Origin of the sequence: Bradyrhizobium nitroreducens, assembly GCF_002776695.1 — a bacterium.
Taxonomy (GTDB): Bacteria; Pseudomonadota; Alphaproteobacteria; order Rhizobiales; family Xanthobacteraceae; genus Bradyrhizobium; species Bradyrhizobium nitroreducens.
Genome location: NZ_LFJC01000003.1, coordinates 1,187,706 through 1,205,001 on the forward strand (window position 1 = coordinate 1,187,706; position 17,296 = coordinate 1,205,001).

Below are 17,296 nucleotides of genomic sequence, written 5' to 3' on the forward strand. Positions count from 1 at the left end.
AAGGGCCGCCGATTTTGTCCCCCAGTTTCGCAACCGGGCCGAGGGAAGGTCTGGAATTCGGATTTTATTAACCTCACGACCCTCACTATGAAAAATGTAATCTTCGTGCTACATAATGGACCAATCTGTAGTGCCAAGGTATCAGAACACGAAGGTATTAAATGCCGACCCCCCACAATCCTCCCGCCGCCGTCCGGCGAGCCCTGCGCAAGCTCGGCGCCGACATCCACGACGCCCGTCGGCGCCGGCGGCTGCCAATGGCGGTCGTGGCCGAGCGCGCCTTTACCTCGCGCTCGACCCTGCAAAGGGTCGAGGCCGGCGACACCAATGTCAGCATCGGCATCTATGCCGGCGTCCTTCAGGCGCTAGGTCTGCTCGACGGTCTGAGCCAGATCGCCGACATCGGCAACGACAGTGTCGGACAGGCGCTCGCCAGCGCCTCATTGCCCAAGCATGTCCACCTCCAACGCAAGACCGGAGCCTCACGCGATGGCTGATTTCGAGGTCCATATCGATCTGAGCGGCCGCACACGCCGCATCGGATTGGCCAGGAGCAATCAAGTTCGCGGCTCTGAGACCATTCTCTTCGAGTACGACGCTGCGTGGCTTGGTGACCCAGACCGGTTCTCGCTGGAGCCTGCCCTCGCCCTGACGCGCGGCACCTTCGCTCCCCCTGCTGGCCTCGCGACCTTCGGCTCCATCGGCGACTCCGCGCCCGACACCTGGGGCCGCCGTCTCATGCAGCGCGCCGAACGCCGCCTCGCCGACCGCGAAGGCCGCGCTGTCCGCACACTTGCCGAAAGCGATTATCTGCTCGGCGTCGCCGACGAGACCAGGCTCGGTGCACTCCGATTCCGCTGGGTCGGTGAAGACCCCTTCCAGGCGCCAATCCGCGCCGGGGTACCGGCCCTGATCGAACTTGGCCGGCTGCTCCAGATCACCGAGCGCATTCTCCGGGACGAGGAAACGGACGAAGACCTTCAGCTCATCTTCGCGCCCGGCTCCTCTCTCGGCGGCGCGCGGCCGAAAGCCTCGGTCATCGACCAGCATGGCCATCTCTCCATCGCCAAGTTTCCGAAGGAGACCGACGACTACAGCATGGAGACCTGGGAGGAGATCGCACTGCGACTGGCCGGCCAGGCCGGCATCGCCACCCCGCAACACGAACTCATTGAAGTGGCCGGAAAGGCCGTCATGCTATCGCGTCGCTTCGACCGCGACGGCGCAACCCGCATCCCTTTCCTGTCAGCCATGGCGATGATGGGCGCCAAGGACGGCGAGCGCGGCAGCTATCCCGAGATTGTCGACGCTCTCGCGCAACATGGCGCGCAGGGAAAGACCGATGCTCATGCCCTCTATCGACGCGTCGTCTTCAGCGTCCTGATCTCCAATGTCGACGACCACCTGCGCAACCACGGCTTTCGTTGGCTGGGAAAAGCCGGATGGTCGCTCTCTCCGGCCTATGACCTCAATCCCGTGCCAACCGACGTCAAAGCGCGCGTTTTGACCACGAACATCGATCTCGACGAAGGAACCTGCTCGCTCGACCTGCTTGAGGCGGCGTCGGAATATTTCGGGCTGACGCTGGCGCAGGCTCGTGCAATCGTAAAAGAGGTCGCAACGGTCACCGCCACCTGGCGCAACGTCGCCAAGGCTGTCGGCGCCCGGTCCGCCGAGATCAACCGCATGGCCAGCGCCTTTGAGCATGATGACCTGAAGCGGGCCCTCGCGCTGTGACCAGAACGCTGCTTCATAGCTTCGATCCACCGGCGGAAAGCCCAGTTGCCGGCCCGACCGTCGACCTTGAGGTCTCAAGCATCGAGGATGCCGGCATTCGCGAGGTCTTGCAGACGCCCGGCACGGCCTATGGTGCGTGGTCCCTCCTCGATACGCTGCTGACACCGACCGGCGCGGGAACGCCGTTCATCTTCAAAGAACCGCTCGGACAGGCACGAGAAGTGAAAGTCGCCCTCTCCGGTCTGTTTGGGCGCTTCGTCGCACGCGCTTACCTTGAGCGCTACTTCAATCTCTCGATCTTCGCCCATCTCGGCAGCCGGGTCATCGACCTCGATCGCCGCAGGAAGATCAAGGTCAAGCGCCTTTCCCGCGGCGACCTGCCCGACTGGATCGCCTGCGCCTCCGACCTGTCCTCCCTGACGGTCGCCGAAGCGAAAGGCTGTCACGATGTTGGGGGTCCGGCCAAAGCGCTCGACCGCGCATGGGCGCAAGCAAAGCGAATAGACGTTACTGTGAAGGACCGCAAAGTCAGCGTGAAGCGCATCGCGATCGCGACGCGCTGGGGGATGGCAGCAGCAGGCCCAAGCGACGCCTTTCTCTCGGCTCGCGATCCCGTTGACGAAGGCGATCCCATCGAACCAAAAGATCAGGATTCGCTCTTCATTGGACTCCTTCGCCTGCATATCGCAAACCTCATCAAGCCACTCGGCCACGCCGAACTGGCAGGCGCGCTCCAGCGCCTCACTCATCAGCCATTCCCGCAAAGGCTCCAGGACGACCTCGGGCGCGCCAGGGCGCTGCTGGATGCTGCGCCGGTAAGAGAGGTGGAGAAGGCAACCGCACTGGGTGGGCTGATCGGTGGCGTCGTCACCCGTGCGGGACCGATCACGGAAGCCGACGTTGCACCGGCCGATCAGGAGGCGCTCGCCCGCCTTAATCTCCGCCCGATCTTTGTCGGAATCGATCGCGACCTCATCCGTGCGGCCATCGACGCGGAACCGCAGGCTGTGCGCACCCGCGTGGTCCAAGCGGCGCGACCGGATGAATTTGCTCGGTCGGATCGCGCCGGCGGCTGGATCATTCCCGTTGGTGAGGAGCGGCGCATCAAAGGGAGCACCTGATCCGGTGACGGGCTCATAACCATCAAACTAATGCCAATCGAAAGCAAAATTGCCGCCTTGGAAACGTGCATTTCCGATATCCGGTCGCGGCAGAAGGAATACCGCATAATGATGACGCATCAGGCCACGCGGCCTCGGGTTGGAGGTGCCCTATGGTGAAATGGTCCGAGCTGAAGCGGACATCTGATGTCGTCCTGGCCGTCTGGCCGCACTACCGCCCCCTGTTCGAGCGTTGGTTGATGCAGGAGCTCATCGACAAGGGCGAACTGGCGCCGATCTGGCGCGAGCGCATGGTGCCGGGAGAAAACGACAGCGTCTTTATAGACCGCTATCCCGATCGCGAGGCTGCCATCGCGGCCGCCAATGCACTCAATCCAACCTTGCGGCAGGCACTCTCCGCGCGGACCATGGACCCCGTTGTCAAGCGATCACTCGAACTCAAGATCGACAAGGCCCTACAAGCGAAACAGCGCCTGCAAGACGAAGAAGCTCTGATGCTGGCCGAAGCCTTGCGCCGACACGCTGATGACGAGCGGCCGGACGCCACCGCCCTGAAACTCGCGTCGGACTCCGAGCGCTATCGTCAGGACCTCGCCGAACAACTGGCCACAATGCCGTATCTGAAAGTGGCCAAGGTGGGACGCTCAGGCAACCAATGGCGCTACGTCCTTCTATACTTGGCACCGAATGGCGTTTGGTCGAAACCCTATCCGGCCGGCGAGAGGGCCACGCAGATCGCCGAACGCGCTAAGATCGCCAACGGATTCGGTCTGAGCGCCAGCACCCATTGGGGGAAGACAAAGGCCGAGATCCGGCAGATCCTACTCCCCCGCGCCAATCAATTGCTGAAGCTCGCTAGCGTTCAGCGGATGCTCGCCGAAGCTCGCGCGCGAGGCGAACACGTGCTGGTCTCAAACGGCATTGTATTTTGGTACGAGCCGGATGGTGGCATCGGCTGGCAGGTCAAGGAGACATCGTCGACGCGCGAGTCCGAAGGCGCGACGATCTGGAAGGAAGGGACGATCCTCTCCACCAATCACGGCCGCCTGGTCGTGCTGCCGTACATCAAGGAAAGTGGTGAGCAGATTCGGGGACACACCAAGAACGGTCCCAATGACGGACGCGCCTTGCCTCGCCATCCCGACCACTACGTCGAGATTCCATTTTCCCTTTACGACGGCGATCTCATGATCGGGCTATTTGGGGAACTACCGTACGAATGAAGAAGAATGGAAGAAATGCGCGCAATTCAGACAGGCTCGCGGCTGACAGAGCGCAGTCGGTCTCGTTCTCGAAAACCAGCGGGCTCGACCTTCGGTCACCCGCACCTAATCGGCGCCTGCCCGCTAATCGTGCTCGAAAGTTGTGGTCCGATGTCCCGCGGGACGCCACCGAGAGCGAATTCCTCAAACGTCCGGCTGTGATCCGACGATCTATGCGGCCCTTAACTTGGAAGTTCAACTCCGGGACGAGATCGCGGTCCGCGTGCCGCACCCATTTGTAGCCGGAAATCTCTCGACGCTTTTGGAGAGATTGCTGGATCATCGAAGGTAAAGGCACGCGCCGTCTCGAGAGACCGCAAGTCCGACGTCGTAGACACGAGCCGCAATCCGGCTCGATCTGCGGACCCTCATGCAAGCAAGCATGACATCTGCCCCATCGCTTAGACACTCCCATCCGAAACAGTGGACTAGAGTGCATATAGGCGTCTTACGCGGTTACTCAGCAAGCAACTTCGTCAAATGTACGGAGAGCGATTCGGCTATTCGAGCCAAAACAAGGAGGCTTGGATTGCGTTTTCCACGCTCGATGCCTCCGACATAGGTCAAATCTATCTCAGCTTCGAAGGCGAGCTTCTCCTGGGTCATTCCTCGTTCTTGGCGAATCCTCCGGACGTTTTTGCCGACGATTTTGCGCCAATCCTGCATTGCAGGATCGAATACGGTCGGGCATATAGTCTCTAGGGATTATAGTCCCTATCTATGAAATTCCACAATCAAGGCAACATCAACTCGGAAGATCTTGTCATGTGGCCAGATCAAACGTTGGCTCTTAGCCCCTTCGCCGAAGTTCGAAAGAGCACTTTGACGGTTGGATATAGAGATGTCTCGACTGGGATAGTCGTTGTTTCCGTCGAGCTTCCTGCAGAGCTGATCGAACGCACCATTATGGAGACCGTCTCGGTCGAAATAAGTCTTTCATCTGCGGGAGAAATAAGTTCCACCGCAAGCGGCATCTCGTCCGATTGCAGCTCTTCAAACAGCACCATCTCACTTGATCAACTTGTTCACGCGCTCCTAAGGCGCAACAACCTACATATGGAGGAGGCGAAAGAGGGTGAACTAAGACTGCTGCTTGATAGACTGCAGAAGTCAGTCGGCGCTGTGGAGGGCGCGATTGCTACGATAGAATCGGCCGCGACTTAGCGGACGGATACTAAGCCGGTGCGACGTCTGTGGCTGCCGATCTCCTACTCCTTCGAAAATCTGCATCACCATCAAGAAATGCCTCGAGCATGAACGGTATTAGCTCAACTACCTCTTCCTTGTTGCCGTAGGTCTCTGCATAGAAAGCAGCATACTCACGCAGCCGCTGCGCCAAGCCTGGCGCAAATACGACGTTCATCCTCACCGGAGTCCGATCGGGCAGTTTTGCAAGCTTCATCCGTCACCTGACCTTCGCCGCGGCCTGAACGTCCTGATAAGGCTTCAGCACCAGATCCTTCGAAACAAATACCCGCAACGGCCAGCCCGGCCGCACCGTGATCGTCGGCTGAACGTCGAGCTCGCGCTCTACCAGGCGCTGCCCCGCACGATTGGTCGTTTGCTGTGTGCTTTCCCGCAGGGCCTTTACGAGATCGCTTTCGTCATTGCCGATCGAGAGTTGGGTCCCGACCCCAATCAAGGTCGCCAGCGCTACGCCCTTGAGCAATTGCCAGGTATGGAAGTCCACCTCGTCCTCGAGACCGGCGTAGCCCGCGACGTCGGTGGCCGCAAGGTTCTCGATCACGATCGAATTGCCGTTCGGCAGTATGAGCCGTGTCCAGATAACTAGCGCTCGCTTCTGGCCAAAAGCGACGACACTGTCGTACTTCCCCACAATTCTCGTTCCTTGCGGGATCAGAAGATGCTCACCCGTTACCGTATCGTAGACGTTCTCGGTAACCTGGCCGATAGTCGCCCCAGGCAGGTCCGAATTCAGGCCCGTGACAAGGCTCGCCGGGATGATCGACCCCGCCATCACCGCATAGGTGGATGGTACTGGTTTAAGCGCGTGGGGATTGGTGGTCTCCGTGTCGGCTTTCGCCCCCGCGAAGGCCAGCTTACGCGCCTGCGACGAGGGAATGATTTCGCTGGAGCGGTCGACCATCGCCTGTGCCGTCTTTGCAAGTTCCGCAGCGGACGGCCCTGTTTCGGACGTTGAAGGCCGGAATGCGGATGGGGCAGCAACCGGCGCTTCCGTCGTGCTTGCCTGCTTGCGCTTCTCCTGTTTTTCCGACAGGCGGAAGAACAGTCCCGACTCCTTTGCTTGTTGTGCAATCCGCGTCTGACGGATCCGTTCGGCTCGCTCGGCATCCTCCTCCGGGTTGGTCCGGAAGCCCGCGTCCGATGCCACACCGGCCTTCTTCTCGTTTTCAGCGAAGGCCCGGCCGATGTCCCCGGGGGACGGCGGTCCTAGGCGCGGCGTCGATGGCGGCAACTCCTCATAGGATTTTGGCAGCTTGCTCAAGCCCTCGGCGGTCTGCTTGCGGTCGGTATTGTAAAGCTCTGTCCGTTCCGACTGCTTGAAGGAGTGTGGTCGGAGCGCAATGAGTATCGCTCCGCCAACAAACAGCGCCGCGACGGCGCAGCCGATCATGAGGGCGCGCCTGTTGAGGCGCCGAACGGGACGCGGCCGCGCCCGCAGTTCCAGCGGCTCCGGATCCTGATCCAAGCTCGTCATGAGGCGCTCCCGGTGCTAGAGGCCTGCGATACCGGTCGCGCGTCGATCCGGATGATCCGGACAATGCGCTGAGGATCTTCGCCAAGGCGAAGCTCGGCCGCGCCAAACATCCGATCGACGATGTAATAGGAACCGCGGACCCGGTAATTGACGAGGTTTGGCCGGCCATCGGCGCCGGCGACGAACAAGGGCGGCGCCTCCCCTTGCGACAGGCCGGTCGGCATCTGGATATAGACCTTGCGGCCATCGTCGAAGGCGCGCAGCGGCCGCCACGGCGGATCGTCCCCTTCGATGCGATAGCGAAAATTCAGGCTGTCGAGCCGCACCCCGCGATCAACGATGCGTTCCTCGTTTTCCTGCGCTGCGACGTTCTGCTTGTGGAGCGCAACGAGCGTGTCAGTCGGATACGTCCACGAGATGGACGCCATGTAGGTCTGCTTGGTCGAGACGAGCTCGAGGTGATAGGCCCGCCGGTCAGTCAGGACCACGAGGTTGGTCTGAATATCCGGCAACGTCGGCTTGACCAGGATGTGCACCCGCCGGGCGGTCCCCTGCCCGCTCGAAGTATCACCCACCACCCAGCGGACAGTATCGCCGGTGGAGACGTCGATCAATTCCTCGCCAGGCTGAAGCGCGATGGTCGAGACTTTCTCCGGACTTGCATAGAGCCGGTAGAGCGCGCCTTCAGTCCAAGGATAGACCTGAATGGCGTTGATGTAGCCGGCGCGCGTCGGCTCCATCCTCGCCGCTTTGTTGGCCTTGGCGATCGCCTGCTCCGGCGGCAGCTTTTCCTCCTTGGCGGCCTTTGTTGGAAAGGGCTTTAGCTGGCCTGGCAAAGGCAGGACCTTGGGCGTTTCGACGATCTGCACTGGCGCTGGCGGATCGGCGTCTGGAAGCGCCTTCTCAAAGGTCATCTCATCATAGGGGGCTTCGAGATTGAGCTTGGTGGCGCATCCGGCAAGCCCAAGCGACAAGGCCAGGACGCTGGCCGACGCGAGCTTGGTGAGGACTTTTAAATTCATTTGGCGTCTCCAATGAGGTCGCGCGACCAGTTGAGGGAATGGACGTAGAGCCCGAGGGGGTTCTTCCGCAGCGTTTCGGCATCCGCGGGCGGCTTGAGAACGGTGGTGACGAGACCCGTGAAACGCTCGATCTTTGCGATCGCGCCATTCTCGTAGGTGTTTTCTTTCCAGCGGATCTCGAAGCTGTCACCGGACGCGCGCACCACGGATGTGACCTCAGTGGTCACGGTCCTGGAGCCGATCTTTGTGAACGGATCGGCTTCGCGCGCGTAGTCGTTCAAGGCTTGCGCGCCGCGGTCGGTGACGAAGTCGTAGGCACGCAGCCAGTTCGCCCGGACGATGACCGGATCGATCGACAGCGAGCGGACGTTCTCGATGAACCGTGCAAGGAAATGCGCGATCTGTGCGTCCGACGGTTGATAGGCTTCGAGTGCTGGTCCGACTGCTCGGACTTCCCCGAGCCGATCAACTTCAATCACGTAAGGAACGACACCCGAGCGAGCGATCTGCGCAAAGATCGTCATTCCGAGCACGCCCGACAGGCCGATGGCCGCCAGCGCTGCCAATCGCCAATTGCTCGCCTGAACGCGGGCGGACCCTAGCCGCTCGTCCCAGACTTGGGCCGCCTTCTGATAGGGCGTGACCGGCTCAGGCGTTTCGCCGTATCGAACAGATACGCGTTGAAAGGGATGACCTGCCATATCCTACTCCTCCCCGAGCTTCGGGCCCGAAGAGTGCCCGCCCTTGTCACCCTCTTTCAGAGTGTGAGCAGCAACCTGCGCTGCTTCCCTTGCGTGTCCCCGGCCAGACGATGCAGCCGGGCGCGCCGTACCTGACGCAGCCGCGCCGTTCGATGCGCCGCCAGCGCTCGCACTTGAGAGCTGATCCGCGGTTGCGGCCCGGGCCGACGTGCCTGCGGCCGAAGACGCCCCCGTGAGAGACGCTGCAGAGCGGACGGCAGCCATTGAACCGCCCGCCGCAAGGCGCAAGCCTCCTGCGACCGCAGCTCCGCCGCCGATAACGACCGCTGCCGCGCCCGCCGCTGTCCCTGCGGCCGCACCTGCCCCCAACTGGGGCGCCCCCGAGACCAGTCCTGCCGCGATGCCCGGCCCGAAGATGCCAAGTCCGAACAGAGAAAGAGCCGCAAGCAACAGGCTCATGGCCGACACGATGTCGACTGGCCGCGTCAACGTGCTTGCGAGCTGGCCGAAAATAGTCGAGCCAATCCCAATGATGATCGCGAGAACCATGACCTTCACTCCAGAGGCGACGACATTGCCAAGCGTCTTTTCCGCTAGGAACGAGGTCTTTCCCCATAGAGCGAATGGTACGAGAATGAAGCTTGCGAGCGTCGTCAGCTTGAATTCGATCAGCGTGACGAAGAGCTGAACCGAAAGGATGAAAAAGGCGAGCACGATCAGGATCCAGCAGAAGAGCAGGATCAGGATCGTTGGCAGATTGGTTAGAACGTCGAAGCCTGAGAACTGGCCGGTCTCCTCGAGAAGAGGATGTGCCGCAGTAAATCCCGCTGACGCGACGAAACCCGGCCGCGCCAGGTCGGCGGCGCTCAGGCTTCCGCCTGATGCCTTCAGCCCGATGCTGGAGAACGACGCGAACACGATATCGGCAAGGCTCTTGAAGTTGCCGATGATGAACGCGAAAGCACCGACATAAAGCACCTTCTTGGCGAGCGTGACCATGATGTGGTCGTCCGCCCGCATGCTCCAGGCAAGTCCCGCCAGCGTCAGGTCGATGCCAATCAACGTTGAGCTCAAGAATGAGACGTCGCCGGACAGAAGGCCAAATCCGGAGTCGATGTAGCGCGAGAAGGTGTCGGTGAAGCGGTCGATGACGGAGAGATCAGCCATAGCGCCCTCACCTACTTGCCGGCGGTGTAAGCATGGCCATCGCCGATGAAGCGATTGAATCGCTCCTTCGCGGCGGCGGACGATGCCTGCTGTTCTGCTGCACGCAACGTGTCCGCGCGCGCCTGCGTTGCCATGAGAGCCTGGGTCTGCAACGATTGCTTGATCTGGAGGCCGAGCAATTCATTGCCAGACTGTTGAGCCTGCAGCGAGCCGACTGCAGCGGACGAATTTGCCATCAGCGTTCGAAGCGTCTGGCCGTCCTGATCCAACGAGCCGACAATCGCCGACTGAAGCGTGAGCGACTGCTTCAGTCCGTCGTAGCTGTTGTCCCAGCGAGAGGTCGCGTCCCGAACCATCTTGTCGGACGAAACGGCTGCCGCATATTGGCGAGGATACAGCCGCTCGAAATCCTGTTGGGTTCTCTGAACATCGAATGAAATGTTCTTGGCCTGACCAATCAGAGTGTTCATCTGGTTGATCGTCGACGTGAGTTGGCCGACGACGCTCGTCGGCAAGGCAGCGAGATTTTTTGTCTGATTGCGCAGCGATTGCGCCTGGTTCTCGAGGCTCCTGATCTGATTGTTGATCTGATCAAGCGCTCGTGCGGCAGTCAGGAGATTCTGGCTGTAATTGGTAGGATCGAATACGATATCAAACGCGCCAAGCCGTCGTGAACCATTCACGGCGATGGCAATCGATAGGATCGTTGTCACGATAACTCTAGAAGTTGTACCCAAGAACATGCGGCCGACACTTTCGAGCATGGAAGACTCCAGGAGTTGAGATTGAGGTCAGGCCTTGGCCTGTTCGAAGGTGCTGATCAGGTTCGCTGCCCAGTGCAGGTCTCGCTCTGCGAGATAGCGCTTGGCGAAGTGATGGGGGCCGGAGCGAGACAGGACCGCATCGACGGTCCGTTGATCTTCCGGCGAGGACGCTGCGACCAGCGCAAGCGCCGCCGGTCCGAGGCCGAGTTCGAACAAGCGGTTTCCGGCGCGGGACTGCAGGTAGTAGTCGCGCTTCGGGAACGCTTCCGCGATCAGGCGAATTTGCGTGTCGTTCAGGCCGAACCGGCGATAGGTCTCGGTCTGGGTCGGCTCCAGTGCACGGGGATTCGGAAGGAAGATGCGGCTTGGGCAGGATTCAATGATTGCAGGGGCAATCTGGCTGTCGGCGATATCGGCCAGCGATTGGGTCGCGAAAATCACAGCCACGTTCTTCTTTCGCAGCGTCTTCAGCCATTCGCGAATCCGGCTCGCGAACAGCGGGTCGTCCAGAAACACCCAGGCCTCATCGAGTACCAACAGCGTAGGCCGGCCATCAAACCGCTCTTCAAGAGTGTGGAAGAGATAGGTCAGGACCGGCGCCACCAGCCCCGGCAACGCCATGAGTTCCTCCATCTCGAAGGTGAGCACGTCGGCGCCGGAAAGACGGTCGGCGTCTGCGTCCAGGAAGCGGCCGTAGGGTCCTTCCAGCGTGTAGGGCTGCAGCGCCTGCCGCAGCGCGTCGCGGGCAAGCAGCGCTACGAGCCCGGTCATCGTCCGCTGCGAGACGGGCGCAGACCCGAGGCTCCGGAGCGCCGACCAGAGCGTCTCCTTGACGTCGGGGGTCACTGTCACGCGCTCATGGGCGAGGACGCCACAGAGCCAGTCGAGCGCCCAGAGCCTCGCGCCCTCCTCCGCGACATCCTTGAGCGGCTGGAAGGCGATGCCGCCCTTGGCGCCCAGCTCGTACCAGGCTCCAGATAACGCGAGCGTGGTAACCCGTGCCGACCGGCCCTTGTCAAACGTGATCAACTGCGCATTCGGATATCGACGGAATTGCAGCGCGAGCATCGAAAGCAGGACCGACTTGCCCGCTCCCGTAGGTCCGACAATGATGGTGTGCCCGACGTCGCCGGCGTGGAGCGACAACCGGAACGGGGTCGCCCCCTTGGTCTTGGCGATCAGAAGCGGCGGGCCGTCGAGGTGCTCACACCGTTCGGGTCCAGCCCATACTGCCGACAATGGGCACATATGGGCGAGGTTCAGGGTGTGGACGATCGGCTGGCGGATGTTGGCATAGGCTTGGCCCGGCAGACTGCCGAGCCAGGCTTCCACGGCGTTGACGCTCTCGCGGATGGCCGTGAAGCCCCGGCTATTGATCACCCGCTCGACCGCACGGATCTTCTCGTCAGCTTGATGCGAGTCCTCGTCGCATACAGTAACGGTCGTGGTGATATAGCCGAAGGCGACCAGATCGTCGCCGAGCTCGGAGAGCGCCGCGTCGGCATCAATTGCCTTGTTGCTGGCGTCAGTGTCGAGCAGCGCCGCCTGCTCGTTGAACATGACCTCCTTGAGGATCGCTCCGAGCGACTTCCGCTTGGCAAACCACTGCCGCCGGTATCGCGACAGAGTTGCGTTTGCCTGCGTACGGTCGAGCGGAAGAAACCGGGTTGCCCAGCGATAGGCAATGCCGAGCCGATTCAGTTCATCGAGCAAGCCTGGAAATGTGACGTGCGGAAACCCAAGGACCGTCAACACGCGCAGATGGCTCCGCCCGATCGCCGGCGACAATCCCCCGGTTAATGGCTGATCGCTTAGGAAACAATCTAGATAGGCCGGGATCTTGGGAACGCTGACTGGATGGCGCTTCGTTGAGATACAGCTATGAAGATAGGTGAGCGCCTCCGCATCACTGAGAGGCCAGATCTCGGGCAAGACCGACGAGAGCAGATCGATCGCCCGATCGGTTTCCTGAATGAATCTTTGGAGGTGATCGCGATAGCCTTTGTCGTTGCTGGCAAACCTCTGTTGCTCATCAATCTCACCGTCGATCTCCCCTTGCTTGGGGGTTTTGCTCGACGGGACGCGCCGAATTCGTTGTTCTTTTCGCTCCGCGCGATTCCTCGCCTTGGGGCGCTCCAGAAACAGGCCTTCGAGGCGCGAGACCGTTTCGGCCGGCGGCAAATACATCAACGTCAGATGCAGCACACTCTCGAAGTGCTGCCCGCCCGGGCGTGACGGATCCTCCCACGCCACCCCGGCCGGGCCTTCGAAACCGGCCCGTCGCTCCTCATCCACCAGCCACGACACCGCATCGGGAAATTCCGACCTCGGATACTCTGAGGCCGGGATGCGCGTCGCATCAAAGAAGAGAGCCCAACCTGAGCCAAAGCGCTTCAGAACGTTGTTGACGCGGGATGCGACGCTCATCAGCTCGGCCTCGGTCGCACTATCGAGGTCCGGTCCGCGGTAGCGTATCGTCCGCTGGAAGCTGCCATCCTTGTTCAGGATGACGCCAGGGGCGACCAGGCAGGCCCAGGGCAACCAGTCCGCCAGCCGATAGGCGTTGCCGCGGAATTCTCTCAAGTTCAGCATGCGAGCCGCCCTTTATGCTTGGTGTGACGAATGGCGACTTCGACGAAGGCCGGGTCGCGCTTGGCGAGCCAAACGGCCGCGCTGTGGCCGATGACCCAGAGCAGGAGGCCTGCGAGCCAAAGCCGCAGGCCGAGCGCAAGCACGGCTGAGAGGGTCCCGACCAGGATGGCTGCGGCACGCGGGGCGCCGCCGAGCAGGATCGGTTCAGTCAGCGAACGGTGGAGCACGAGTTCAAATCCGTCGGGGCGCATCAGATCAGTGCTCCACCACCGAAGGAGAAGAACGAAAGGAAGAAGGAACTCGCGGCAAAGGCGATCGAGAGGCCGAATACGACCTGGACCATCTTGCGGAATCCACCGGAGGTATCGCCAAAGGCCAGCGAGATGCCTGTTACCGTGATGATGATGACGGCGACGATCTTGGCGACGGGCCCTTGCACGGATTCCAGGACACGCTGGAGCGGCGCTTCCCAAGGCATGCCGGAACCGGCGGCGTGTGCCGCCGTGACGCTGAGGAGCACGCAAGCCGACGCCGCGCCGAGCGTGACCAGCGGTAACCCGCTGACCAAGCAGAAGCCACGAAGGCGCGAACGCGCGTTTAGACGCAGTCGAATGGACATAGGGCAGTCTCCTTCAGGTCAGGGGCGATGGGAGGTGTTTGGAAGTCCGGGCGGGGTCTCAAGCAGGTAGTCGCCTGACGGATCGAGACCTTTGAGCTCGACGACGGCTTCGATGCGCCGTGCGGGACCCCGTCCCTTGATGAAGACGACCAGGTCGATTGCTTCGGCAATGAGCCGGCGCGGCACGGTTGCGACCGCTTCCTGGATCAGTTGCTCGATCCGGTAGAGCGCAGCTCGTGCCGAATTGGCATGGACCGTGGCAATTCCGCCGGGGTGGCCGGTATTCCAGGCCTTCAGCATGTCGAGGGCTTCGGCGCCCCTGACCTCACCGACGATGATGCGGTCGGGGCGTAGGCGCAGTGTCGAGCGGACGAGATCGGCAAGGCTCGCCACGGCCGGCTTGGTCCGGAGCGTCACGGCATCCTTTGCATCGCAGCGCAGCTCGCGGGTGTCTTCGATGATGACCACCCGCTCTTCGAGGCCGGCGATCTCCGCAAGAAGCGCATTAGCAAGCGTCGTCTTGCCGGACCCGGTGCCGCCGGCAATCAGGATGCTGCGGGCCTCGGTGACCGCGGTGGTCAGCACCTTCGCCATCAATGGCGAGGCAATCTGCGCCTTGACGTAATCGGACAAGCGAAACGTGGTCGTCGCGGGTTTGCGGATGGCAAAGCACGGCGCGAGCGAGACTGGTGGCAGGACGCCTTCGAAGCGTTCGCCGGTTTCGGGCAGCTCGGCCGAGATGATTGGAGACGAACCGTTCGCTTCGGCCCTTACATGGCTTGCAACAAGCCGGATGATCCGCTCCGACTCCTGCGGCGTCAGGACGACGCCGGTGTCCGCGCGGCCGGTCCCGTGCCGATCAAGCCAAAGCCTTCCATCGGGATTAACCATGACCTCGACGACATCAGGCTCTTCGAGCGCCAGCGCGATGGCCGGCCCCATCGCGGTCCGCAGCATGCCGCGGCGTCGTTCGCGGGTTTCCGGCGAGAGGAGATCAGACATTGCCGACCTCCTCTCGCCCTGCCGGAGAATGCTCCGGCGGCTCACCCGTCGCGCTCGGCGCACGGGATCCAGTATCGCTGGGTTGGGCAGCGCCAAGAGGGGCGCCCTCCTCGAGATTCCGCATGAAGAGATCCGGCTTGGAGGCGCTGACGCGATCCATGACGTCGGCAACAAGCCGGCCACCGGAGGCAACGCGTTTGCCGACCTGGGCTACAAACATCTCGAACCGCTCGCGGCCCAGCGCACGCGCTGCGTCCTGGTCTTGCGAAGGCAGCGGCGGGGTGATGGTCAGGTAATAGCGGATGAAAAGCGCGATGGTCTCCGCCAGGACGCTCACGTCGCGGTCGGCTCGTTCCAGTTGCCGGCTCATCCGGTCCAGCCTTCGGATCAGCGCCGCATCGCCGCTCGTGTCGCGCTCAGGATTGAGAAAGCGATCAAGCGCAGCGTCCACGATCGCTGACTTATTGGTTCCCGGCCGCTTGGCCGCGAGTTCGAGCCGTTGCGCCACGCTATCGCTGACGTAGGCCGACAGTTTCGGTTTCATCGGGAATGCTCTTCAGAATGAGGGGAGAAGGTCGTCATCGTCGCGGGTGACGGCGTGGGCTCGACGTACGGCGCTGGACGCGCTTGCGGCTTGCTGCATCTGGTTGCGATCGGCGGCGACGTCAGACTCGTCGTCAAGCAATCGCTCCTCGAAGGCCCGAGCATCGTTCACAGCCGGTGCGGCTTCGTCGAACAACGGCAATTGCTGCTTGAGGCCGCCTTCCTCACCGCCCGTCTGCATGAGCTCGCGATACGGCATGGTCGCAAGTCGAAGGTCGGTGGCGCGCGCCTCGCCGCGCCAATCATTAGTGCGGATCGCTGGCCGATCGGCATACGCGTCGCCCACCAAGGATGGGGGCTTGCGCAGACGACTGACGAAGTTTGCGTCCTCATAGTGCCGCAGCTTCATCGCCCGGACCGGTGCAAGGCCAGAAACCAGGACGATGGCCTGGTCGGGCGGCAGCTGCATCACTTCGCCAGGCGTCAGCAAAGGACGCGCGGTCTCCTGACGGCTGACCATAACGTGGCCGAGCCAGGGAGCTAGCCGATGACCGGCGTAGTTGCGCTGTGCACGTAGCTCTGTCGCGGTGCCAAGGGCATCCGAGATCCGCTTGGCGGTGCGTTCGTCATTGGCGGCGAAAGCAATGCGGACGTGGCAATTGTCCAGGATCGCGTTGTTCTCGCCATACGCCTTTGCGATCTGGTTGAGCGATTGCGCGATCAGATAGGCGCGGATGCCGTAACCGGCCATGAAGGCGAGCGCACTTTCGAAGAAGTCGAGCCTGCCAAGTGCAGGAAACTCATCCAGCATCATGAGGAGCTGGCGGTGCGTGCGGTCACCCGCCTTGGTGTTCAGCGTCTCGGTCAGCCGGCGGCCGATCTGGTTGAGGATCAGTCTGATCAGCGGCTTGGTACGGCTGATGTCCGACGGCGGAACGACCAGATACAGCGTGACCGGCTTGTCGGCACTGACGAGATCGGCGATACGCCAATCGCAGGATTCGGTGTTCCGGCTGACGACGGGATCGCGGTAGAGCCCAAGAAAGCTCACGGCGGTCGACAGAACGCCGGAGCGTTCGTTCTCGGACTTGTTGAGCAGCTCTCGCGCGGTCGCAGCGACGACGGGGTGCACCTTCGGTTCGGTCTGGGTGCCGAGATGATTGGTTGCCAGCATGATCCTGAGCGTCTTCTCAAAGGACTGCGCAGGATCGGCCAGGATCTCGGTGACGCGGGTGAGCGTCTTCTTCTCTTCCGCGTAAAGGACGTGGAGAATGACACCGACCAGGAGCGAATGACTGGTTTTCTCCCAATGGGTTCGGCGTTCGAGCGCCCCTTCAGGGTCGACCAGGATGTCGGCGATGTTCTGCACGTCGCGGACTTCGGCCGCGCCTTTGCGGACCTCGATCAGCGGATTGTAGCGTGCGCTTCTTGAGTCCGTGGGGTTGAACAGCAGGCAGTGCGAAAACGTCGAGCGCCAACCGGAGGTCAGTTCCCAGTTTTCGCCCTTGATGTCATGCACCACCGCCGACGACGTCCATGACAGCAATGTCGGCAACACCAGTCCCACGCCCTTTCCCGACCGGGTCGGCGCAAAGCACATGACGTGTTCCGGTCCGTCGTGGCGCAGATAGTTATTCTCAAGACGGCCCAGAAACACGCCCTTGGCTGCGAAGAGGCCGGCCTGCTTGATCTCTTTGGGCGTCGCCCAGCGGGCGGAGCCGTAAGTGGTCACGAGTTGGTTTTGCCGCGCGCGCCACACCGAGTTGAAGATTGCAAACAGCGCGCCGGCGATGCCGCCCGCGGCAGCAATGGCTCCGCCCTCTTCAAAGATTTCGGGCGCGTACGCCTCGTAGGCAAACCACCATTCGAACAATCGCCAGGGCAGATAGACCGGATAGCCGGCAACCAGGAACCAGGGCACGCCAAGCCGCTCCTGAAAGCCGAGAGCAGCCGCAGTCCATTGCGTTGCTCCCCACGTCGAGGCGATGACGATGCCGAAGACGACAGTGATCTGACCGATGTAGATTTTTGCTGGAAACATTGTCCGCCCCACTCACTCGCGTTGGCGAGCGCGGCGAGATGAAAA

At 61.8% G+C, this 17,296-nt stretch carries 18 protein-coding genes; 5 read left to right on the forward strand and 13 right to left on the reverse strand.

Annotation, left to right across the window (positions count from 1 at the left end):
• Nucleotides 1-161: 161 nt before the first annotated feature.
• The 4 genes from TSA1_RS05980 (at nt 162) to TSA1_RS05995 (ending at nt 4,081) form a co-directional block, all read left to right on the forward strand.
• Nucleotides 162-497 (forward strand): helix-turn-helix domain-containing protein, encoded by a 336-nt coding sequence (locus tag TSA1_RS05980; protein WP_100175535.1) that lies wholly within the window; start codon nt 162-164, stop codon nt 495-497.
• On the forward strand, nt 490-1,737 hold the full coding sequence (locus TSA1_RS05985) for a type II toxin-antitoxin system HipA family toxin (RefSeq protein ID WP_100175536.1): 1,248 nt from the start codon (nt 490-492) through the stop codon (nt 1,735-1,737). The genes TSA1_RS05980 and TSA1_RS05985 overlap by 8 nt, the downstream gene beginning before the upstream one ends.
• Nucleotides 1,734-2,858 (forward strand): hypothetical protein, encoded by a 1,125-nt coding sequence (locus TSA1_RS05990; RefSeq protein WP_174718782.1) that lies wholly within the window; start codon nt 1,734-1,736, stop codon nt 2,856-2,858. The genes TSA1_RS05985 and TSA1_RS05990 overlap by 4 nt, the downstream gene beginning before the upstream one ends.
• Nucleotides 2,859-3,010: 152 nt before the next feature.
• The gene (locus TSA1_RS05995; protein WP_100175537.1) at nt 3,011-4,081 is read left to right on the forward strand and encodes a hypothetical protein; all 1,071 of its coding nucleotides are present in this window, start codon (nt 3,011-3,013) and stop codon (nt 4,079-4,081) included.
• A gap of 495 nt (nt 4,082-4,576) precedes the next feature.
• On the opposite strand, the gene TSA1_RS06000 is transcribed toward TSA1_RS05995, so the two are convergent.
• Nucleotides 4,577-4,786 carry a helix-turn-helix domain-containing protein gene (locus TSA1_RS06000; protein ID WP_100175538.1) on the reverse strand — a complete coding sequence of 70 codons (210 nt, stop codon included), beginning with the start codon at nt 4,784-4,786 and terminating at the stop codon, nt 4,577-4,579.
• Nucleotides 4,787-4,840: 54 nt separating this feature from the next.
• Between TSA1_RS06000 and TSA1_RS06005 the strand changes: the two genes are divergently transcribed.
• Nucleotides 4,841-5,284 carry a hypothetical protein gene (locus tag TSA1_RS06005; RefSeq protein WP_100175539.1) on the forward strand — a complete coding sequence of 148 codons (444 nt, stop codon included), beginning with the start codon at nt 4,841-4,843 and terminating at the stop codon, nt 5,282-5,284.
• A 10-nt stretch (nt 5,285-5,294) separates the two neighbouring features.
• Here the strand turns inward: TSA1_RS06005 and TSA1_RS06010 are convergent, their stop codons facing one another.
• From TSA1_RS06010 to TSA1_RS06065, 12 genes are read right to left on the reverse strand one after another with little or no spacing between them, the layout of a single operon-like run.
• On the reverse strand, nt 5,295-5,522 hold the full coding sequence (locus TSA1_RS06010; RefSeq protein ID WP_100175540.1) for a DUF2274 domain-containing protein: 228 nt from the start codon (nt 5,520-5,522) through the stop codon (nt 5,295-5,297).
• A 3-nt stretch (nt 5,523-5,525) separates the two neighbouring features.
• A complete protein-coding gene (locus tag TSA1_RS06015) occupies nt 5,526-6,800 on the reverse strand; it encodes a TraB/TrbI/VirB10 family type IV secretion system protein (protein WP_100175541.1) in 1,275 nt (424 codons plus the stop codon).
• Nucleotides 6,797-7,822, reverse strand: coding sequence for a P-type conjugative transfer protein TrbG (trbG, locus tag TSA1_RS06020; RefSeq protein WP_100175542.1), 1,026 nt, complete (start codon nt 7,820-7,822; stop codon nt 6,797-6,799). The genes TSA1_RS06015 and trbG overlap by 4 nt, the downstream gene beginning before the upstream one ends.
• Nucleotides 7,819-8,523 (reverse strand): conjugal transfer protein TrbF, encoded by a 705-nt coding sequence (gene trbF, locus TSA1_RS06025; RefSeq protein WP_100175543.1) that lies wholly within the window; start codon nt 8,521-8,523, stop codon nt 7,819-7,821. The genes trbG and trbF overlap by 4 nt, the downstream gene beginning before the upstream one ends.
• 3 nt (nt 8,524-8,526) lie before the next feature.
• Complete coding sequence (gene trbL / locus TSA1_RS06030) at nt 8,527-9,690, reverse strand: P-type conjugative transfer protein TrbL (protein WP_100175544.1); 1,164 nt, start codon at nt 9,688-9,690, stop codon at nt 8,527-8,529.
• An 11-nt stretch (nt 9,691-9,701) separates the two neighbouring features.
• Nucleotides 9,702-10,454: a P-type conjugative transfer protein TrbJ gene (gene trbJ, locus TSA1_RS06035; protein ID WP_100175545.1), complete on the reverse strand. Its 753-nt coding sequence runs from the start codon at nt 10,452-10,454 to the stop codon at nt 9,702-9,704.
• 27 nt (nt 10,455-10,481) lie between these two features.
• Nucleotides 10,482-13,046: a conjugal transfer protein TrbE gene (trbE, locus tag TSA1_RS06040; protein WP_100175546.1), complete on the reverse strand. Its 2,565-nt coding sequence runs from the start codon at nt 13,044-13,046 to the stop codon at nt 10,482-10,484.
• Nucleotides 13,040-13,297 carry a VirB3 family type IV secretion system protein gene (locus TSA1_RS06045; protein WP_100175547.1) on the reverse strand — a complete coding sequence of 86 codons (258 nt, stop codon included), beginning with the start codon at nt 13,295-13,297 and terminating at the stop codon, nt 13,040-13,042. Before TSA1_RS06045 ends, trbE begins: the two co-directional genes overlap by 7 nt.
• Entirely contained in the window at nt 13,297-13,665 is a 369-nt protein-coding gene (locus TSA1_RS06050) for a TrbC/VirB2 family type IV secretion system protein (RefSeq protein ID WP_245448128.1), read from the reverse strand. The genes TSA1_RS06045 and TSA1_RS06050 overlap by 1 nt, the downstream gene beginning before the upstream one ends.
• Before the next feature lie 18 nt (nt 13,666-13,683).
• Nucleotides 13,684-14,667, reverse strand: a complete 984-nt coding sequence (gene trbB, locus TSA1_RS06055; protein WP_174719280.1) for a P-type conjugative transfer ATPase TrbB — start codon at nt 14,665-14,667, stop codon at nt 13,684-13,686.
• Nucleotides 14,660-15,211 carry a CopG family transcriptional regulator gene (locus tag TSA1_RS06060; RefSeq protein ID WP_100175549.1) on the reverse strand — a complete coding sequence of 184 codons (552 nt, stop codon included), beginning with the start codon at nt 15,209-15,211 and terminating at the stop codon, nt 14,660-14,662. The genes trbB and TSA1_RS06060 overlap by 8 nt, the downstream gene beginning before the upstream one ends.
• Before the next feature lie 12 nt (nt 15,212-15,223).
• Nucleotides 15,224-17,251, reverse strand: coding sequence for a conjugal transfer protein TraG (locus TSA1_RS06065; RefSeq protein WP_100175550.1), 2,028 nt, complete (start codon nt 17,249-17,251; stop codon nt 15,224-15,226).
• Between the last annotated feature and the right edge of the window lie 45 nt (nt 17,252-17,296).